The sequence below is a fragment of the Bacillus salipaludis genome (genome assembly GCF_004358205.1).
Map to the genome: position 1 here is coordinate 27,096 of NZ_SMYO01000002.1, position 20,963 is coordinate 48,058.

18 protein-coding genes and 4 tRNA genes are annotated in these 20,963 nt (G+C 38.8%); 20 read left to right on the forward strand and 2 right to left on the reverse strand.

Translation table 11 applies throughout. The features are described from left to right. Window positions 1–93 precede the first annotated feature (93 nt). From galU to rlmH, 19 genes are all read left to right on the forward strand, one after another. Window positions 94–981: a UTP--glucose-1-phosphate uridylyltransferase GalU gene (galU, locus tag E2K98_RS02895; RefSeq protein WP_133332802.1), complete on the forward strand. Its 888-nt coding sequence runs from the start codon at window positions 94–96 to the stop codon at window positions 979–981. 118 nt (window positions 982–1,099) lie between these two features. After that, complete coding sequence (locus E2K98_RS02900) at window positions 1,100–2,041, forward strand: YybS family protein (RefSeq protein WP_133332803.1); 942 nt, start codon at window positions 1,100–1,102, stop codon at window positions 2,039–2,041. A gap of 24 nt (window positions 2,042–2,065) precedes the next feature. After that, entirely contained in the window at window positions 2,066–4,039 is a 1,974-nt protein-coding gene (locus E2K98_RS02905; RefSeq protein WP_133332804.1) for a DHH family phosphoesterase, read from the forward strand. After that, complete coding sequence (rplI, locus tag E2K98_RS02910; RefSeq protein WP_133332805.1) at window positions 4,036–4,485, forward strand: 50S ribosomal protein L9; 450 nt, start codon at window positions 4,036–4,038, stop codon at window positions 4,483–4,485. Before E2K98_RS02905 ends, rplI begins: the two co-directional genes overlap by 4 nt. A 143-nt stretch (window positions 4,486–4,628) precedes the next feature. Continuing rightward, window positions 4,629–5,984, forward strand: a complete 1,356-nt coding sequence (gene dnaB, locus E2K98_RS02915; RefSeq protein ID WP_133332806.1) for a replicative DNA helicase — start codon at window positions 4,629–4,631, stop codon at window positions 5,982–5,984. A 189-nt stretch (window positions 5,985–6,173) separates the two neighbouring features. Then, complete coding sequence (locus E2K98_RS02920) at window positions 6,174–7,466, forward strand: adenylosuccinate synthase (protein WP_133332807.1); 1,293 nt, start codon at window positions 6,174–6,176, stop codon at window positions 7,464–7,466. Between the two features lie 283 nt (window positions 7,467–7,749). After that, window positions 7,750–7,825: transfer RNA gene (locus E2K98_RS02925), tRNA-Lys, on the forward strand. Window positions 7,826–7,843: 18 nt separating this feature from the next. Further along, window positions 7,844–7,915: transfer RNA gene (locus tag E2K98_RS02930), tRNA-Glu, on the forward strand. 69 nt (window positions 7,916–7,984) lie between these two features. After that, window positions 7,985–8,061: transfer RNA gene (locus tag E2K98_RS02935), tRNA-Asp, on the forward strand. 152 nt (window positions 8,062–8,213) lie between these two features. Then, a tRNA-Phe gene (locus tag E2K98_RS02940) sits at window positions 8,214–8,286 on the forward strand. 240 nt (window positions 8,287–8,526) lie between these two features. Continuing rightward, window positions 8,527–9,963 (forward strand): peptidoglycan DD-metalloendopeptidase family protein, encoded by a 1,437-nt coding sequence (locus E2K98_RS02945; RefSeq protein WP_133332808.1) that lies wholly within the window; start codon window positions 8,527–8,529, stop codon window positions 9,961–9,963. Window positions 9,964–10,120: 157 nt separating this feature from the next. Next, on the forward strand, window positions 10,121–10,831 hold the full coding sequence (yycF, locus tag E2K98_RS02950; protein WP_026573807.1) for a response regulator YycF: 711 nt from the start codon (window positions 10,121–10,123) through the stop codon (window positions 10,829–10,831). An 8-nt stretch (window positions 10,832–10,839) separates the two neighbouring features. After that, on the forward strand, window positions 10,840–12,666 hold the full coding sequence (walK, locus tag E2K98_RS02955; RefSeq protein ID WP_133332809.1) for a cell wall metabolism sensor histidine kinase WalK: 1,827 nt from the start codon (window positions 10,840–10,842) through the stop codon (window positions 12,664–12,666). Beyond that, entirely contained in the window at window positions 12,663–13,985 is a 1,323-nt protein-coding gene (locus E2K98_RS02960) for a YycH family regulatory protein (protein ID WP_133332810.1), read from the forward strand. Before walK ends, E2K98_RS02960 begins: the two co-directional genes overlap by 4 nt. Beyond that, a complete protein-coding gene (locus E2K98_RS02965) occupies window positions 13,972–14,766 on the forward strand; it encodes a two-component system regulatory protein YycI (protein WP_133332811.1) in 795 nt (264 codons plus the stop codon). The genes E2K98_RS02960 and E2K98_RS02965 overlap by 14 nt, the downstream gene beginning before the upstream one ends. A 6-nt stretch (window positions 14,767–14,772) precedes the next feature. Next, window positions 14,773–15,567, forward strand: coding sequence for an MBL fold metallo-hydrolase (locus E2K98_RS02970; protein ID WP_026573803.1), 795 nt, complete (start codon window positions 14,773–14,775; stop codon window positions 15,565–15,567). Between the two features lie 192 nt (window positions 15,568–15,759). After that, window positions 15,760–16,992 (forward strand): S1C family serine protease, encoded by a 1,233-nt coding sequence (locus E2K98_RS02975; protein WP_133332812.1) that lies wholly within the window; start codon window positions 15,760–15,762, stop codon window positions 16,990–16,992. A 67-nt stretch (window positions 16,993–17,059) separates the two neighbouring features. Further along, window positions 17,060–17,284 carry a CxxH/CxxC protein gene (locus E2K98_RS02980; protein WP_308912874.1) on the forward strand — a complete coding sequence of 75 codons (225 nt, stop codon included), beginning with the start codon at window positions 17,060–17,062 and terminating at the stop codon, window positions 17,282–17,284. A 101-nt stretch (window positions 17,285–17,385) separates the two neighbouring features. Continuing rightward, on the forward strand, window positions 17,386–17,865 hold the full coding sequence (gene rlmH / locus E2K98_RS02985) for a 23S rRNA (pseudouridine(1915)-N(3))-methyltransferase RlmH (protein WP_133332813.1): 480 nt from the start codon (window positions 17,386–17,388) through the stop codon (window positions 17,863–17,865). Window positions 17,866–17,934: 69 nt separating this feature from the next. Here rlmH and E2K98_RS02990 read toward each other — a convergent pair whose 3' ends face one another. Beyond that, a complete protein-coding gene (locus tag E2K98_RS02990; RefSeq protein WP_133332814.1) occupies window positions 17,935–19,308 on the reverse strand; it encodes an aminotransferase-like domain-containing protein in 1,374 nt (457 codons plus the stop codon). A 159-nt stretch (window positions 19,309–19,467) separates the two neighbouring features. Between E2K98_RS02990 and E2K98_RS02995 the strand changes: the two genes are divergently transcribed. After that, on the forward strand, window positions 19,468–20,382 hold the full coding sequence (locus tag E2K98_RS02995) for a DMT family transporter (protein ID WP_133332815.1): 915 nt from the start codon (window positions 19,468–19,470) through the stop codon (window positions 20,380–20,382). A 214-nt stretch (window positions 20,383–20,596) separates the two neighbouring features. On the opposite strand, the gene E2K98_RS30720 is transcribed toward E2K98_RS02995, so the two are convergent. Next, the gene (locus tag E2K98_RS30720) at window positions 20,597–20,755 is read right to left on the reverse strand and encodes a hypothetical protein (protein WP_165976155.1); all 159 of its coding nucleotides are present in this window, start codon (window positions 20,753–20,755) and stop codon (window positions 20,597–20,599) included. Window positions 20,756–20,963: the final 208 nt, after the last annotated feature.

A 20,963-nucleotide genomic window follows, 5' to 3' on the forward strand; every position in this document is an offset into this window, starting at 1 on the left:
TTTTTTAATGTCTAATTTCTTTAAGAAAATATTAATGAAACAATGCTATGATAGAATATAATCAGATAAAGCGCTGCGAAGGAGGAGAAAAAGTTGAAAGTACGAAAAGCCATTATTCCGGCTGCTGGTTTAGGGACGAGGTTTCTGCCGGCAACAAAAGCGCAGCCAAAGGAAATGCTGCCAATTGTAGATAAGCCAACACTTCAATATATAATTGAAGAAGCAGTAGCGTCAGGAATTGAAGAGATTTTAATTATTACCGGAAGAAATAAAAAATCGATTGAGGACCATTTTGATAAATCGGTAGAACTGGAGCTTGAATTAGAAGCAAGAGGTAAATTTGATTTGTTAGCTGAGGTTCGACGAATTTCTGAAATGGTCAATATTCATTATATCCGTCAAAAAGAACCAAAAGGACTTGGGCATGCGATTTATTGTGCTAAAAGCTTTATTGGCAATGAACCTTTTGCTGTCCTCCTTGGAGATGATATTGTCTACTCTGAAAAACCGTGTTTAAAGCAAATGATTGAAAAATATGAAGAGTATAAAACGACCATTCTGGGCGTCCAAGAAGTGGCTGCTGAAGATACCGACAAATACGGCATTATTGAAGGCAAAGAAATTGAAGAGCGAATTTACAAGGTTAAGGGTTTAGTAGAAAAACCTGCTTCAGATTCTGCTCCTTCAAACATTGCCATTTTAGGAAGATATATTATTAACCCGGCAATCTTTGAACTTTTAGAGAAGACGGAACCAGGGAAAGGCGGCGAAATTCAGTTAACCGATGCCCTAAAAGAGCTCGCCCAAAAAGAAGCGATGTATGCCTATGTCTTTGAGGGAAAAAGGTATGATGTGGGTGACAAGCAAGGATTCCTCCAGGCTACCGTTGAATTTGCCTTACGCAGAGATGACCTTCGGGAAGAATTTCTAAATTACTTAAAGAAAGAACTAAAGTATCAGGATTTACTAACGATTAAATAAAATCTTTGAAAAGGCCGGAGAAATCCAGCCCTTTTTTATTTATCTTGATTTATTGAATTGATTTGTTTTACTAGCTAAAATAAAAGGTAAAGGTTTGAGAAATATTAGGGGTGAAGAAGTGAAAAATGCTCGTATTTTAACAGAGGGTGCAATCCTTTTAGCAGCCTTTACCGTTCTATTGTTATTAACGATTTATGTACCATTGCTTGCCGTTATCATTAACTTTGTTTTACCGCTGCCTTTTATCATGTTTACAGCGAAGAATCAGATTAAGTTTACGGCAGCATTCTTTGTTGCAGCCCTTTTTATTTCCTTTATTGCCGGTTCTTTAATGGGCCTGTCAATAACGCTGATATATGGAACAACTGGCGCTGTTATGGGATATTTTATTCAAAAAAATAAAGGGCGGACAAGTATCTTAATTTCAGGCACACTTACCTTTATGATTGGTGCAGTCATCCTTTATGTAATTAGCGTTGCCTTTTTCCAGTTCGATCTGTTTCATGAGCTGCTGAAGGCCTTTAAACAGTCAACCATCCAATCACAGGAATTACTGAAATCAGGGATGACTGAAGAGCAATATAAAAAAATCGTAACCCAAAATGAGAACATGCTGGACATGCTTCAGGTCTTAGCCCCAAGTGTGTTAATCATGAGTTCGATTTTTTCCGTATTTGTTATCCAACTCCTTTGCTTTCCGATTGCTAAAAGGTTCGGCATTCCGACGCCAACATGGGGGAAATTCAGGGAGCTTTCTTTACCGAGAAGCCTGCTTTGGTACTATTTAATCGTACTGGCGGCAAATTTATTATCTCATCCTCAAAAGGGTACTTACTATTATGCTGCCTTAATCAATTTAACGTACATATTAGAATTGTTCATGGTGTTACAGGGATTTGCCTTTTTATATTTTCTTTTTTATCAAAGGAATATTTCAAAAGGTGTCCGTGTCGTCGTAACTATACTGGCGTTCATTCCAATTTTTCTTTCTATTATAAGAATTTTAGGTATAATTGATTTAGGTTTGGATTTAAGAAAGCGATTTGAGAAAAAAGAGTGATGACTACTGTTAGGAGCTGAAAAAATGCCTGCATTTTTGGAAAAACGTTCCATCCGTTATCCCTTTTACGGGTTAATAGCCGTTACAGTGGTGCTGCTCATAATCCTGTTTTTATATAATTGGATTCTAAGTTTGGCCGGGCTGTTATTGATGCTTTTTCCGTTATACTTTATGTTTGTCATTGACATTCGACAAAGAAAAGAAATAGAAGAGTATATCTCCACCCTATCGTATCGAGTGAAAAAAGTCGGCGAAGAGGCGTTGATGGAAATGCCGATTGGAATTATGCTCATTAATGAAGACTATTACATTGAGTGGGCTAATCCCTTCCTATCATCTTGTTTTGATGAAGATACACTAAATGGGCGCTCCCTTTATGATATTGCCGATGCACTCGTTCCGTTGGTAAAGCAGGAAGTTGAAACTGAAATTATTACTCTTCATGACCGGAAGTTCAGGGTTATCCACCGGCATGAAGAACGTCTTCTTTATTTCTTTGATGTAACAGAGCAAACAGAAATTGAGAAGAAATATCATGATGAGCGAACTGTGATTTCTGTTATCTTTTTGGACAATTACGATGATCTTACTCAGGGAATGGATGATCAGATGCGCGGCAGCATCAATAATTTAGTTACCTCGATTCTAAATAAATGGGCTCATGATAATGGGATATTCCTAAAAAGGATTTCTTCCGAACGGTTTATGGCTGTCTTTAATGAAAGTATTTTACATATCCTTGAAAAAGGAAAGTTTTCAATTCTTGATGAAGTAAGAGAAATGACCTCCAAGCATAATGTATCCTTTACCTTAAGTATTGGCGTAGGTGCTGGGGTCTCCTCCCTTCCTGAACTGGGGTCTCTAGCACAATCCAGCCTTGACCTGGCACTTGGAAGAGGCGGTGACCAAGCGGCCATCAAGCAGCCAAATGGGAAGGTGAAATTCTTTGGCGGCAAGACGAATCCGATTGAAAAACGAACGAGGGTTAGAGCTCGGGTGATTTCTCATGCATTGAAGGATTTGATTCTGGCTAGTGATAAAGTCATCATTATGGGGCATAAAAATCCTGATATGGACTCAATTGGTGCCTCAATCGGTATTTATAAAGTCGCACAGATGAATCAGAAAGATGCCTATATTGTCGTGAACACTCAGGCGTTAGAAACAGGTGTCAGCCGACTGATGGAGGAAATTCGTAACCATGAACGGCTTTCGTCCCGTTTTATCGGACCGGAAGAGTCATTGGAGATTGCAACGGATAAAACGCTTCTTGTGGTGGTTGACACCCATAAGCCTTCTCTTGTGATGGAAGAACGGCTGTTAAATAAAATCGATAATGTGGTGGTTATTGACCACCATCGCCGCGGGGAAGATTTTGTCCATAATCCAATTCTGGTCTATATGGAGCCATATGCCTCCTCTACCTCCGAGCTTGTGACGGAGTTTCTTGAATACCAGCCCAAGCAGGTCAAAATCGAAATGCTTGAGGCTACAGCATTACTGGCGGGAATCATTGTGGATACGAAGAGTTTCACCTTGAGAACAGGATCGCGAACCTTTGATGCAGCCTCTTACCTTCGGGCACACGGAGCAGATACTGTGCTTGTACAGAAGTTTTTACGAGAAAGCATCGAAACGTATGTTAAAAGGTCCAAGCTAATTGAATCGGTATCCTTTTACAGGGATGGAATCGCCATTGCTGCCGGGGAAGAAAATGAGATCAATGATCAGGTTCTTATCGCCCAAGCTGCCGACACATTATTAGCCATGGAAGGCGTCATAGCCTCCTTTGTGATTTCCAAACGGGGTGAAGGAACGATTGGGATTAGTGCCAGATCATTAGGAAATATAAATGTCCAAATTATTATGGAAATCATGCAGGGCGGCGGACATTTAACAAATGCGGCAACACAGTTGAACGGTGTTACAATAGAGGAAGCAGAAAAACAATTGAAGCTAGCAATTGATGAATATCTTGAAGGGAGTAAGAAGGAATGAGAGTAATCTTTTTGAAAGATGTAAAAGGAAAAGGTAATAAAGGGGACGTCAAGAATGTAGCCGATGGCTATGCACAAAACTTTTTAATTAAACAGGGGTTAGCGATTGAAGCAACACAAGCGAATGTTAGTACATTAGAAGGTCAAAAGAAAAAAGAAGCTAAGGTTGCTGCTGAAGAGCTGGCAGAAGCAAAAAGATTAAAAGAACAATTGGAAAAGGTAACGGTTGAATTAACCGCAAAGGCCGGCGAGGGCGGCAGACTGTTTGGTTCGATTACCTCCAAGCAAATTGCTGAGGAATTACAGAAAAGGCATGGAATTAAAATTGATAAACGCAAAATGGAATTGGGTGATGCAATTCGTACACTAGGCCATACAAAGGTACCTGTGAAGCTGCATCATGAAGTTTTGGCTACATTGGATGTTCATGTAAAAGAAGTAAACTAATTTTTGACAGTGCGAACTCATCCATAAACATGTTAGAATAGAAAACGTGATGAAATGTTGTGATCGGTTTTTTACTGGTCACTTTTTTCTTTGTAAGATAAAATATTGTAAAAATATCCTTCTCTAAATAGGAGGTTTAATAGATGAGTGATTTATTTGCAGATCGTCTTCCGCCACAAAATATTGAAGCTGAACAGGCTGTTCTTGGGGCAATATTTCTAGAGCCTGCTGCTTTAACCTTAGCATCAGAAATTTTAATTCCAGAAGACTTCTACCGTGCCTCCCACCAAAAAATCTTTAATGTCATGTTAAAACTTAATGACCTTGGAAAAGCTGTTGACTTAGTCACGGTTTCAGAGGACCTTGCTGCTTCTAAGCTTTTAGAGGATATTGGCGGGGTAAGTTATTTAAGTGAATTAGCTGGTTCGGTTCCAACGGCAGCTAATATCGAATATTATGCGAGGATCGTAGAAGAAAAATCATTGCTGCGCCGGTTGATTCGCACAGCTACGACGATTGCCTCTGATGGGTATTCACGTGAGGATGAAGTGGAAACACTATTAAGTGAAGCCGAGAAAAGTATTCTTGAAGTGGCCCAAAGAAAAAACGCGGGTGCTTTTCATAATATTAAGGATGTCCTTGTACGGACGTATGACAATATTGAAATCATGCATCAGCGCGCCGGTGAAATTACAGGGCTGGAGACAGGTTTCGTTGATCTTGATCAAATGACGGCAGGCTTCCAGCGAAATGATTTAATCATTGTCGGTGCCCGTCCGTCTGTAGGTAAAACGGCGTTTGCGCTAAATATAGCGCAAAACGTTGCCCATAAAACGGGTGAAAATATTGCGATTTTTAGTCTTGAGATGGGTGCAGAACAGCTGGTAATGCGTCTGCTTTGTGCGGAAGGGAATATTGATGCGCAACGGCTTCGTACCGGCTCCCTGACAGAGGATGACTGGGGTAAGCTGACAATGGCAATGGGCAGCTTGTCAAGCGCCGGGATTTTTATTGACGATACCCCAGGTGTCCGGGTTGGTGATATCCGTTCGAAGTGCCGCCGTTTAAAGCAGGAACATGGCTTGGGAATGATCCTGATTGATTACTTGCAGCTTATTTTAGGAAGTGGCCGCTCTGGCGAGAACCGTCAGCAAGAAGTATCGGAAATCTCGCGTTCCTTAAAGCAGCTTGCTCGTGAGCTTCAAGTTCCGGTCATTGCCCTTTCTCAGTTATCCCGTGGTGTCGAACAGCGCCAGGATAAACGTCCGATGATGTCTGATATCCGTGAATCAGGAAGTATCGAGCAGGATGCCGATATCGTTGCCTTCTTGTATCGTGATGATTACTATGATAAAGAATCAGAGAATAAGAATATCATTGAAATCATTATTGCCAAGCAGCGTAACGGCCCGACTGGAACCGTACAATTAGCCTTTGTAAAAGAATACAATAAGTTCGTAAACCTGGAAACACGCTATAATGATCCGCCAGGTGCGTAATATATGGTTAGCCTTTTTATGGGGCTAGCCTTTTTATTTTTTACTAGATTACTATTTTATTACGAACATATTTTATTAAGTATATATAAAATGTTCGTGTTTCGTTTGATTTTTCCTCGGTAAATTGTTAAACTGTGTGATGGGATAAATAAAATAATTAATGGTAGTAAATATTCGGAGGTGCCTTACATGTCATCAGTAGTAGTTGTTGGTACACAATGGGGAGACGAAGGAAAAGGGAAAATTACCGATTTCCTTTCTGAAAATGCAGAAGTAATTGCTCGTTATCAAGGTGGAAATAATGCTGGTCATACGATCCAATTTAATGGCGAAACCTACAAATTGCACTTAATTCCATCCGGGATATTTTCAAAAGAAAAAATTAGCGTGATTGGTAATGGGATGGTTGTTGACCCAAAAGCCCTTGTGACTGAACTTGCTTACTTACATGAAAGAGGGATTGCAACCGATAATCTTCGCATCAGTAACCGTGCGCATGTCATTCTTCCTTATCATATTAAATTGGATGAAGTGGAAGAAGCCAGCAAAGGCGATAATAAAATTGGAACAACGAAAAAGGGAATTGGCCCTGCTTATATGGATAAGGCTGCACGTGTGGGTATTCGGATTGCTGATCTTCTCGACCGTGAGGTTTTTGAAGAAAAGCTTGAGAGAAACCTTGCAGAAAAGAACCGCTTATTTGAAAAGATCTATGAAACAGAAGGATTCACAAAAGAAGAAATCCTTGATGAATACTATGAATATGGACAACAGTTTAAACAATACGTCTGCGATACTTCTGTTGTGCTAAATGATGCATTGGATGAAGGCCGCCGTGTTCTTTTTGAAGGTGCTCAAGGTGTTATGCTTGATATTGACCAAGGAACATACCCGTTTGTTACCTCTTCAAACCCTGTTGCAGGTGGAGTAACGATTGGTTCCGGCGTTGGCCCGTCTAAAATTACTCACGTAGTGGGGGTATGTAAAGCATATACTTCTCGTGTTGGTGATGGTCCTTTCCCAACAGAATTATTTGATGAAATCGGTAACCAAATCCGTGAAGTCGGCCGTGAATACGGTACGACAACAGGACGTCCACGCCGTGTAGGTTGGTTTGACAGTGTTGTTGTTCGTCACGCTCGCCGTGTCAGCGGTTTAACTGATTTGTCGCTAAACTCCATCGATGTGTTAACAGGCATTGAAACATTAAAAATTTGTACGGCTTATCGATATAAGGATGAGTTAATTACCGAATATCCTGCAAGCTTAAAAGTATTGGCACAATGTGAGCCGGTATATGAAGAATTACCAGGCTGGACAGAGGACATTACAGGCTGCAAATCATTAGATGAACTTCCTGCCAATGCCCGCCACTATGTTGAGCGTGTAACGCAGCTAACAGGAATTCCTTTATCAACTTTCTCTGTGGGCCCAGATCGTAATCAAACAAATATTGTCCGCAGCCCTTGGAGACAAATCTAAAATGGTTATGAAAAGTCCTCCTCTTTAGGGGGACTTTTCAATTTTATAAAATTTTTTTAAAAAAAGTATTGCTTATTTTATAGAGTACATGATATTATAAAAAGCGTCGTCACGAAAGGTAACAACCCGATATTATAAATTAGTTTGAGCCATTAGCTCAGTTGGTAGAGCAGATTGCTTACATCACTCGAATTAGCTTCTGCGGCAATCTGCGAGAAAGAACGAAAGTTCTTTTGAGCATCTGACTTAAACTAGTATTTGTTTAGGGGACAAGCCCAAATACGAGCCATTAGCTCAGTTGGTAGAGCATCTGACTTTTAATCAGAGGGTCGAAGGTTCGAGTCCTTCATGGCTCACCATTCTATAATTTTTTATATGGCCCCTTGGTCAAGCGGTTAAGACACCGCCCTTTCACGGCGGTAACACGGGTTCGAATCCCGTAGGGGTCATTGGCATTTAGTGGTCAGTGAGTGACTGGCAAGGACGGTTTCCTTGCTGACTGCTATTAATATAAAATTGGTCCGGTAGTTCAGTTGGTTAGAATGCCTGCCTGTCACGCAGGAGGTCGCGGGTTCGAGTCCCGTCCGGACCGCCATATTATTTCCTCAGTAGCTCAGTCGGTAGAGCACGATCGAATAAGCTATTTTGAATCAGCATCAGCGCACCCATCGTACTGCTGCTTGAATAAGCGTTCTGAGATGGGGACGAAGGACTACAGCTATTTTGTTGTAGGGATAATATTAATATGGCTCAGTAGCTCAGTCGGTAGAGCAAAGGACTGAAAATCCTTGTGTCGGCGGTTCGATTCCGTCCTGAGCCATCCCAAAGAAGTTTGCGAAAGCAAGCTTCTTTTTTATTCCCCAAAAAGTAAAAATGTTCCTAACTACTACACACCCTATGTAGAAAAATGTCAGCAATTATACAATTTTGTTACATTACCAAGAAGAATCTCCTTTTTTACCTATATTATGGTAAGGTAAAGAAGTCGAAATTTGTAAGAAAATTTTTATTGATAAATAAATTTAAATAGTGATTGTTTTTGTGATTTAGGGGGTATTACATGTTTCATCTCAATAAAAAATTCCGAATACTTAAAATGGCTGCGATATCAGCTATTGTTACATCCTCTTTGCTCCTTGCAAATGGGTCCAATACTTTTGCCGATTCCTCAAATTTAACAACCATACACTACGTATACCTAAACAATACATATATTGGTACAGTTTCAGACCAATCAATCATTGAAAAATCCATTTCGGAAAAAATAAAGGACTTGAAGAAAACCTACAAGGACCTTGATTTAAAAATCAATCCGCAAATTGAGTACATATCTGAAGAAGTTTTCCATTCAACGGCAAACGATCAAGAGACCATTAGCAATCTTGAAAATAGCAATCTATTACAGGCCGATTCCGCTGCAATTTTAGTAGAAGGAACACCAGTGGCCTATTTAGACAGCACCAAAGCGGCTGAAAATGTCATCGAAAAGCTTAAACTACAATATGTATCAAAGGATCAATTGAAAAAGTTAGAGAAAAAAAAAGCTTCAAGGAAGGCCTCTCTTTCTCCATTAAAGCAAAATGAAACTCGGTTACTCGATGTACACTTTGCCGAGAATGTCTCCATTCATGCAGAAAAGGCAGCACCGGAAAAAGTGTTAACTGCGAAAAAGGCAGTTACCTTTTTGCAAAAGGGGAACGTTGAAGAAAAAAAGTATGAAGTTAAAAAAGGCGATGTCCTTGGTTCGATTGCCAATGACCATAAGCTAAAGCTTGAAGATCTTTTAGCCCTAAATCCAAAGCTGCAAGACGATTCTGTATTAAAAATAGGTCAAAGGGTGGACATCACTGTACCCAAGCCTTATATAAATGTGGTGGTTGAAAAAGAAATAAATAAGAAGGAAACCATTCCATATAAGAGTGAAGTTGTTACCTCCTCCTCTCTGCCTAAAGGGGAAACGAAGGAAAGACAAAAAGGTAAAAAAGGTTCACGAGCTGTAACGTATCAAATCTTATTAAAAAATGGAAAGCCCCTTAAAAAAGCGGTTATTGAACAAAAGGTTCTCCAAAAACCAGTAAAGCATATTGTTGTAAAAGGGACAAAGGTAATCCCTTCCCGCGGCGAGGGCAGTTTCGCCTGGCCAACCGTTGGGGGCTATATTTCCAGCAAGGTGGGATATAGATGGGGACGCATGCATAAAGGGATTGACATTGCCCGTCCTAGCAATCGAACCATTAAAGCGGCAGATAATGGTGTAGTTATTTTCGCAGGCATCGATGGAAGTTTCGGAAATAAAATTGAAATTGATCATCGTAATGGCTTTCATACCATTTACGCGCATATGTCCTCCCTTAAGGTAAGCGCAGGTCAAACGATTGAAAAGGGCCAAGCAATCGGCATAATGGGGGCAACAGGCGATGCAACAGGGGTCCACCTGCATTTTGAAGTATATAAAAATGGTGCATTAGAAAATCCTCTATCTTATTTAAGAAGATAAATTGAGAAATGGTCTCTAGTGGTCTAGAGGCTTTTTCTATTTTTGCCATTAATGATGGCATTTGTAGCAAATACTACTAATAGATGATTTAAAACGGATTACATGATAAAGTAAAATAGAGTATATATGACTTTATTTAGATAAAGGAGCAATGGGTATGGAGAAAAAAATTCTAGTCGTGGATGATGAAAAGCCGATTGCGGATATTCTACAATTCAACTTAAAAAAGGAAGGCTACAATGTCTATTGTGCCTATGATGGTAATGAAGCAATTAAAATGGTCGAGGAAATCCAGCCGGATTTAATTCTTCTTGATATTATGATTCCTCAAAAAGATGGTATGGAAGTCTGCCGGGAAGTCCGCAAAAAATATGAAATGCCGATCATCATGCTGACAGCTAAGGACTCGGAAATTGATAAGGTACTTGGGCTTGAGCTTGGTGCGGATGATTATGTAACAAAACCTTTTAGCACAAGGGAACTAATTGCCCGTGTAAAAGCAAATTTACGCCGGCATCAGCAGTTTAACACGCCGTCGGAGGAAGAATCCGAAACAAATGAAATTGAAATTGGCTCGTTGGTGATTCATCCTGATGCCTATGTTGTTTCGAAACGCGGCGAAACCATTGAGCTGACACATCGTGAATTTGAACTGCTCTATTATTTGGCTCAGCATATTGGCCAGGTAATGACAAGAGAACATTTATTACAAACCGTTTGGGGTTACGATTATTATGGCGATGTTCGAACCGTTGACGTAACTGTCCGGCGCTTGCGGGAAAAAATTGAGGATAGCCCAAGCCATCCAACTTGGATCGTGACGCGAAGAGGAGTTGGATATTATTTGCGCAATCCTGAACAGGAGTAATGGCCTTCATGAGAAAGGTTGGTTTCTTTCGATCTATAAATGTTAAATTTGTCATCATCTATGTGCTGTTGATTTTAGTTGCGATGCAAATTATTGGTGTTTATTTTGTGAAGCAATTAGAAGAAACACTAAGGACCAACTTCCAAACCTCTTTAACAGAGCGTGTCAATTTGCTTGCTTATAATATTGTTGAAGAAATGGAAAAGGAACGGACACCTGAGGACCCAACACTTGAAGAAGATATAAAAAAAATCCTCAGGGACTTCTCAGCAGTGGATATATCAGAGGTGCGTGTCATTGATGGGCGGTCGATGAAAATTCTTGGGACCTCTGACCCCAATAATCAGGGGGTCGTCGGTCAGCGTTCGACAGAGCTTCGGGTGAAACAAACCCTCACATTAGAAGAGGAACAAAGCAGTATTTTAATTGATCCGCAATCAGGGCACAGAATTTGGGTCCTCTCGAAGCCGATTAAATCGGGAAAAAAAGTGATTGGAGCCATTTATCTTGTTGCGAAAATTGAAAATGTCTTTGAACAAATGAAGACAATCAATGGCATTTTTGCAACGGGGACTGGTATTGCCTTAGCGATTACCGCTGTTTTAGGGGTTTTACTGGCTCAGACCATTACACGGCCAATTTCAGATTTGAAGAAGCAAGCCATAGCCATGACTAAAGGGAATTTCTCACGAAAGGTTAAAGTGTACGGAAATGATGAAATTGGTACATTAGCGATGACCTTTAATAATTTAACGAAGAAACTCCAAGAAGCTCAGGCGATGACTGAAGGTGAACGCAGGAAGCTCTCCACCGTTTTATCGTATATGACAGATGGAGTAATCGCGACAGACCGGAAAGGACGGGTAATTTTAATCAATGAACCAGCAGCCGAGATGTTGGATGTTTCACGTGAAACAGTTCTTTCGCAGCCGATTGTATCACTTTTAGGGTTAAGTGACACGAATACCTTTGAAGATCTGCTTGAGGAAAAGGATTCGTTAATTTTGGATTATAGTACAAAAACAAAGCCCTATATCCTTCGGGCAAATTTCTCAGTGATTCAAAAAGAGACAGGCTTTGTTAATGGATTAATTGCTGTACTGCATGATATCACAGAACAAGAAAAAATTAATACAGAGCGAAGGGAATTTGTGGCGAATGTGTCGCATGAGTTAAGAACTCCGCTTACAACGATGCGTAGTTACCTTGAGGCATTGGCGGATGGGGCATGGAAGGATGAGGAGATTGCCCCGAACTTCTTAGAGGTTACACGAACGGAAACTGAAAGAATGATTCGGCTTGTGAACGATCTTCTCACTTTATCGAAAATGGATAGCACGGATTATATGCTTTCTCCTGAGTGGGTAAATTTTGTTAGCTTCTTCCACAGCATCATCGATCGCTTTGAAATGTCGAAGGAACAAAATGTCACCTTTAAAAGGATGCTTCCATCTAATCCAATTTTCGTGGAAATCGACGAGGATAAATTAACACAAGTACTCTATAACATTATTTCCAATGCTCTAAAGTATTCCCCTGAAGGCGGACAAGTCACGTTTTCCATTCAGGAGGAAGAAGGTAGAATTATTGTGAGCATATCCGACCAAGGGATGGGGATTCCGAAAGAAAATATCGGGAGGATATTTGATCGTTTTTATCGTGTTGATAAAGCAAGAACCCGAAAATTGGGCGGTACCGGTTTGGGCCTTGCCATTGCAAAGGAAATTATTAATGCACATGGCGGGGGAATTTGGGCGACCAGCCAAGAAGGAAAAGGAACGGTTATCTCTTTTTCACTACCGTACGATGGGTCCGAAGAGGATGAGTGGTCATGAGATACGAAAATATAAAGTCTGTTATTTTAACGCTTTTGATCTTAATTAGCATTGTGTTAACTTGGAATTTATGGACATATCAGCCCAATTATGAAACGATGAAAAATGCGAATACGGTTGAGGAAGTATCGTTAAGTGAGAAGCAGGAAGTTCAAAAAATCCTAAGACCAGATCAAATTTTATATCATATCAGCGGTCATCATTATGGGACCTCTAACACAGATGAACTAGAGGAAATCATGAAACAGTTAGGTCAGTGGACCTTTTTAGATGTTGGAAATTATACGGAAAAGGCAGGAAATATAAATAATCTCGTTCATGGAAATGGCAAGGCAGAAATTATTTTTCCTGGAGAGATTCCGATCGCCTTATACCGGAGCGTTCTTAATTTTGAAGGGCGTAAAATTCCATCCTTTAACTTTGATCGAATTGTAATTAATGTGGAAAATTCCAGCAAGGACTTCGGAACTGTTTACTTTGTTTCTTCAGAACATCAACAGGTGTTTATCAGTCATATTTCATCTGCATTATTGAAGGGATTTCAGAAGGATTTTTATAAAAAGGCAGTGAATTTACCGAGGTATTTTGCCTATAAGCCTACAGCAAAACGGACGATTTTTTTACCTGAAAGTGAAACGGAAATGATGGAGTATCGTTATTTACCAATCACTCTTGATTCCAATGAATTTAAAGAGGCATTGTTCAGCGACCCAAGCTTTGTGCAAAAAAGCATGCTTCCGCACGGTGAAGAATACACGAATGATTCAAGTAAAATGAATGTCTATTATGACAGCAATATGCTGGTATATGTAAATCCGACAGTAGAAAGCGAATATACGTCCAATTCCTATGATTTAGTAAAAAAGAGCATTGATTTTGTGAATGAACATGGCGGCTGGACGGATCCTTATCGTTATGTTTCAAAGGATGATTATGAACAATCCGTCGTCTTTCGGTTATACAGTATGGACGGATATCCTGTCCATAATGATCAGGGTGCATCAGAAATTAAGGAAGTTTGGGGAAAAAATGAAATTATGAAATATATAAGACCGAATATTTCCCTGGATTTGCCGCTTCGTTCTGAAACGAAGAAAATGATTCTTCCTTCCGGACGAGAAGCATTAAAGTTTTTAGAAGACAGGAAGAATTTTAATCCTGAATTATTGAAAAAGATTGAGCTGGGATACCGGATGGAACGGGATTCAAAGGAAAACAAAATAATCCTCTTAGAACCTGCCTGGTTTTATCAATATGATGATACTTGGGTGCAGATCACGATGGAAGACCAGGGAGGATTCAAGCATGGATTGGAGTAAAATAAAAACCATTTTTATTATAACCTTCCTAATTTTGGATGTTTATCTGCTCTTTCAATTCTTGAAAATCCGTGATGCGAACAAATATGAATTAATTACGGAAGCAACCTTTGAGGAAAAACTAAAGGCTGATGAAATTAAATATGGGGATTTGCCGAAAGCACCCATAAAGGCTCAATATTACAGTGCAAAGCCAAAGAAATTCAAGAAGAGTGATTTAAATCGTTTAGACGGAGAAGCCGCTGTTCTAAAGGATGAGACGACGATCCAGGCGAAACTCGAAAAACCATTAAAGCTGAGCTCAAAATTTGAACCAGCTGATCTTTCTGCTTTTTTAAAAAGCGATGTTCTTTACGGGGACCAGTATCAATTTTGGGAAGAAAATGATAAACAAAAAACGATTACCTATTTCCAACAATATGATAGTTACCCTTTATATCATAATATTAATGGTATGATTACGTTTCATTTGAATAAAGACAATCAAATTGTCTCCTACGAGCAGACTTATTTGGAGGGAATCGAAAAACTTACGGCTAAAGAGGAAATCCTCCCTCCTTTAAAGGCAATCGAAACCCTGCATCAAAAAGGGATTCTTAAACCAAAGAGTACGATTACAAAGGTTGAACTGGGATATTCCACCTTAATACAGCTTGCGGCCTCTCAAGTGCTGGCACCGACATGGCGCTTTGTTGTCGATGATAAAGAGAGCCTGTTTGTAAATGCATTTGAAGGACAGATTATTCAATTTAACAGCGACGAAAAAAATGTAGTGGAGTGAAATAGAATGTCATTGCGTTATAGCATATTAGCGAGTGGAAGTACGGGGAATGCACTATATGTTGAGTCCGATGAACATTCCTTTTTGGTAGATGCCGGGTTTAGCGGAAAACAGATGGAAAGCCTATTTGGGCAAATTGACCGGGATATAAGTAAACTTTCAGGGATATTTGTTACCCATGAGCACAGTGACCATATTAAGGGAGTCGGTGTCCTTGCACGTAAATATAAGCTCCCTGTTTACGCAAATGAAAAAACCTGGCGGGCAATGGATGGTTTAGTAGGAGAGATTCCAACTGAGCAAAAATTTGTGTTTAACATGGAAACGGTAAAAAGCTTTGGGGCCGTAGAGATTGAATCCTTTGGTGTTTCACATGATGCAGCAGAACCAATGTTTTACGTTTTTCACCATTCCGATAAAAAGCTTGTGTTGATTACAGATACAGGTTATGTCAGTGACCGGATGAAGGGAATTATCACGAATGCTGATGCGTATATATTTGAATCCAATCATGATGTACAAATGCTGCGGATGGGCAGATATCCTTGGAATATTAAGCGGAGGATTTTAAGCGATGTCGGCCATGTCTCCAATGAAGATGCAGCGGTGGCAATGAGTGAAGTGATTGGTGATAAGACGCGCAGGGTCTATCTTGCTCATTTAAGCCTTGATAATAACATGAAGGATTTAGCGCGGATGTCCGTGTCGCAAACATTACAAGGCCGCGGTTTGATTGTTGGGGAGCAGTTTGAACTTTATGATACCGACCCGAAAACCCCTACCACTTTAACTGCCGTATAGAATAGTTAATTAACAAGAGAGCGAGGCAACCCTCGCTCTTTTTGTGTAGAGATTAAGTCTAAAATGTGTATAATAATGGAAAAATACTGTAAGAAATTGCATTTTTTTATAAATCGCTGTTTAGAAGAGTATAATTGTACATATAAGCCAAAATAAACGATAGCAGCTTTTCGAAAGAGAGGGAATCGGTAAATGGGTTATTATGATGATCATTCAAATGGACGTTATCGAGAAAAAAGAGGCAGAGGCGGCTTTTTCTTCTCCAGTTTGATTGGGGCGGTTATAGGAGCTGTTTTGGTAGTTATGTTCATTCCGAACTTAGCAAATTCGGGCGTTCTTCCCTACGATATTCAACCTAAAAATCAGGTTTCAACAGAAACAGGCACTAATAACCAACAAGGTTTTGTACAGCAAAATGTGTCCTATAATGTGACCACCAATACAACCAAGGCCGTTGATCAAGCAGGTCCGGCAGTTGTAGGAATTACCAATATTCAATCGACTCAATTTTGGTCTGACAATGGGAAAAAGTCAGAAGAAGCAGCTGGGACCGGCTCAGGTGTCATTTATAAAAAGGCTGGAAATAAAGCTTTTGTCGTCACGAATCACCACGTGGTGGAAGGGGCTACAAAACTTGAAGTGAGTCTTACAGACGGGACCAAAATCCCTGCAGACCTTCTGGGCAGTGATATTTGGACAGATTTAGCCGTTCTTGAAATTGACGCCACCCATGTTAAAAAAATTGCTCAATTCGGAAATTCCGATGAATTAAAAATGGGCGAACCGGTTATTGCGATTGGGAACCCGCTTGGTCCTACCTTCTCCGGTTCTGTGACACAGGGAATTGTTTCAGGATTAAAACGGACAATCCCGGTAGATATCAATCAGGATGGGATTATTGATTGGCAGGCAGAGGTTTTACAAACAGATGCCGCCATCAACCCTGGTAATAGCGGCGGTGCCTTAGTCAATATTGGCGGTCAAGTGGTTGGAATCAATTCGATGAAAATATCTCAAGAGGCAGTTGAAGGAATTGGTTTATCGATTCCGATTAATTCCGCAAAACCAATTATCAATGATTTAGAGCAGTATGGAAGTGTAAAACGGCCATATATGGGTGTTGATTTAAAATCCGTTTCTGAAATTCCAGCTTACTATCAAGAGGAAGCCCTCAAATTGCCGAGGAATGTAAACTATGGTGTAGCCCTTCGTGAGGTTGTACCAAATTCTCCTGCCGATCAGGCAGGCCTAAAGGAACTAGATGTCATTGTAGAAATGGATGGAAAGAAGATAAATGATGTCTTAGACTTGAGGAAACATTTGTATCAAAGTAAGAAGATTGGTGAGCAAATGAAAATTAAGTTTTACCGAAGTGGGAAATTAGACGAAACAACGTTAAAACTGGTCAGTGATAAAACACAGTAAGTTGTAAGGCAGGAGGTGAAGGACCACCCTCCTGCTTTATTTTGTGGTAACATGGATGAGGTTCAGTATGACTGATTGGTTTAAAGTAAAAAATAAGGTAAGAGAAAATATTTTTCAAAGGGTGAAGTTAGAGATGATTTATTGCTGCGAGGAACATGTGGATATTGCATTGGATACGGTTGTGAACGAACATGAAACATTTCCGTTATTAACAAAACTGGATGTGGATAATTTATCAACAAGCTGTGAATATTGTCGAAATAGCGCTGTATATATAGTGGCGAACAAGTGATTCCATACAAGATGTGGATAAAAATTGTGTATATGTGGATAACTTCTGTGGATATCTTGTTTGTAAGCTGTTTGTAATCAATTTGAAAAGGGCTGTGGATTGTGAATATCTCGATTGTGACGGTTGGCAAATTAAAAGAGAAATATTTGAAGCAAGGAATTGATGAGTATTTAAAGCGATTGTCCGCCTATGCAAAGGTGGAAGTAATTGAGGTTGCGGATGAAAAGGCACCGGAGGAATTAAGTGAATCGGAAATGCTTCAGGTCAAGGAAAAAGAAGGCGAACGAATTTTGGCGAAAATCAGCCAAGATGCCTATGTGATCGCCTTAGCAATTAACGGTAAAATGCAATCTTCGGAGCAACTTGCGGATACATTAGATAAGTTAGCTACATATGGAAAAAGTAAAATTGCTTTTGTGATCGGTGGTTCGTTAGGGTTGAGTGATGAAGTATTGCGGAGATCGAATGAACAGTTGTCTTTTTCAAAGATGACTTTCCCCCATCAACTGATGAGGTTGATTTTGGTGGAGCAGATTTATCGGGCGTACCGAATAAATCGAGGAGAACCGTATCATAAGTAAATGAGGTTTTTTAAAGGAGTTAAAGCAGCACCAGTCCTGTTTCGGATTGGTGCTGCTTTTTAAATTTTATCAAATGAGAGAGGTATGATTATGAAAATAATTCTTTTTATTTTTTAATAAGGCAATGGTTTGGGCTATTTTTTCTACTCCAAATTTTATTTGATGGTTTTGTACTTGAGAAATACATAAACGAATGAGATTATCTTTCTTATATTCAGCTAAGAACATTCTATCTGTATCATCAATTAAAATTAGTTCTTCAGATAATAAAAGAGCAAGTTTTTTTGCTGATACATTTTCAGGTAAATAAATTGAAAGATAAAATCCGCTATCAGGTTTAGTGAAATATGTGTCTTGGGGAAGTAATTCTTCGCAAGAACTCTTGAGTAGTTGCAACTTATTAAAATAAACTTCTTTTATTTTTTTTAAATGACTATTATACATACCACTTTTTAAATAGATATCTAATGCACCTTGTGAAAGGACGGAACTGTTAAAATCTGCACTAAATTTATAACGTAAGAAGTTTTTTATCATAATTGTTGGCAATACCACTCCAGCAATTCGTAGCCCAGGAAGAAATACTTTTGAAAAACTTTTAATATAAATGACTCTACCGGATGTGTCAAAAGAGAATAATGGATCGGATTTTTTATCTCGGTCTAATTCACCTAAAAAGTCATCCTCAACAATATAGACATCATATTTATTTGCTAACTCTACTATTTTCTTCTTCTCATTATTTGTATAAGAATGTCCAAGAGGATTATGAAATCTTGGAATGATATAGAAAAACTTAATATCATTATTTTTAAAAATATATTCGAGGCGATCTAAATCGATTCCATTCATCGATAATTCAACTCCAAAGGTTGTAATTTGATGTATCTGGAGAGATTCAATCATGCCAAAATAGGTTGGTTGTTCAATAAGAATATTTTTTTTGCCATTTGGAAATGGGAGTGCTGCCAGTAAATGTATAGCTTGTTGTGAGCCTGAAACGATTACTACACGGTCGGGCTCGGTGAATACTTGTGAATTTTGAAGGTTTTTAACTATTTCTGTACGTAATGAGTGAAAACCTTGGTGATCTGAATAAGTGAAAATATCCTTCTTATACTTTTCGATTGCTTGATTTAAGCAATGTTGAAATTCAATATATGGTATTAAATTTATATCTGGTCCAGCAGATAAAAAATCAATAATAGTATGATCATTAGCAGAGATATTAAATTCATTTACGATATAATAGCCACTTTGAGGTATAGCATAAACTAAGTGTTCTTTTTCTAACTCACTGTAAGCCTTAATAACAGTATTTTTACTACAGCAAAACTTTTCAGATAGTTGTCGAACAGAAGGAAGTTTACTGCCGGCAACTAGGGTCCCATCAGTAAGTTGATTCTTAATTTCTTCTACGATTTTTAAGTATTTAGAACTCAAATAAACTCCAACCTCCTTAAACTGTACCATGACAGATTTAGAAAATAGAGATTTAATTTCATTTCTGTGTCCAGTATTATCTGAATTATAACAAAACTGTCATTGGATTTGATTTTCTTAAAACAGATTAAATAAGAAAATAGTTGAGGAGGAAAATGAATGAAAAGGGAAAAATCAGGATTATTGTTAGGCTTAGTAGGAGTAATTTGCTTTAGCCTAACCTTACCATTTACAAGTATTTCTGTTGAATATTTCGGTACTACGATAGTTGGGTTAGGAAGGACAGTTATTGCAGCGATTTTAGTTGGTATTCTCCTTATTGTTCGAAACGAGAAAATTCCAACTCGGCCTCAATTTAAAAGTATTCTAACTGTCACTGTAGGAGCTGTCCTTGCATTTCCACTACTTACTTCATGGGCAATGGAAACACTACCAGTTTCGCATGGAGCAGTTGAAGTAGCATTATTGCCATTAGCAACGGCAGGGATTGCGATGTTAAGGGCCGGGGAAAAACCTTCATTGAAATTTTGGATTTCAAGTTTAATTGGGGCAGGGGCAGTAATTTTGTATGCAATGGATTTAGGTTTTGGAAAGCTTCAATTTGCAGATTTTGCACTCTTGGCTGCAGTAATTATTTTAGGATTTAGTTATGCCGAAGGGGGCAAACTGTCAAAAGAAATAGGAAGTTGGCAAGTAATAGCGTGGGCAATTGTTATAGGCGCACCATTTTTCGTCATTCCAGTAGCTATGAATTTTTCCGTTGAAATGTTAAATGCACCAATTCAAGCTTGGATTAGTTTACTCTATTTAGCCATTGTAAGTCAGTTTTTAGCATATGTTGCTTGGTATGGCGGTATGGCTTTAGGGGGGGTTGCGAGGGTTAGTCAACTTCAATATATCCAACCATTTTTAATGATTGTATTTGCCACTATCTTTTTAGATGAGTCAATAACTATAGTAACAATGATAACAGCGATAATTGTAGTTATTTCAGTAATTGTTGGTAAAAATGCTCCGATATCTAAAAAGGAGTCACCAGCAGAAAAAATAAAAAATATTGATTTGATTAAATGAAGTAAAGAAGGAATCTGTTAATAGAAAACCGCACTTAGGCTAATTACGGTGAGCCGTATCATAAATAGAGGCTATTAATTTTTCCAACATAATAAAAAAACAAAATGATTAGACCAGCGGTAACTTTAAAATTATTTAAGCAAAAAGCCTCTCTGCAAATGCAGGGAGGCGAAAAAATTAAATAAATATATACTAATATTTTACTGTATTATCTTTAAGCGATTTCCTGCTGAAAACAAGGGTCGTTGAAATATACAACCTCAGAGATAATTTTACAGCCCTTCATGTTCTTAAGAGCCTCTCTTGCTTCTTCTTCCGTTTCAAATTCAAACATGGAAATATTTGAATCTAAATAACGAGTTATAATCCACATAAAAATTCCTCCTATTTTTTAAATTATTTCTGTCCCCCAGACAGGACATCTATAAATATGGTTAAAGAGAAAATATGCTATGTTAAACCATAAAGGTGATTGGGTTATTATGAATCTCAATCTAGGGTATAAAGACGATTATTAATTGCTACGGGTCAATGATAATGCAATAATGGAAATAAATAAAATGCTAAAAATTTATAATAAG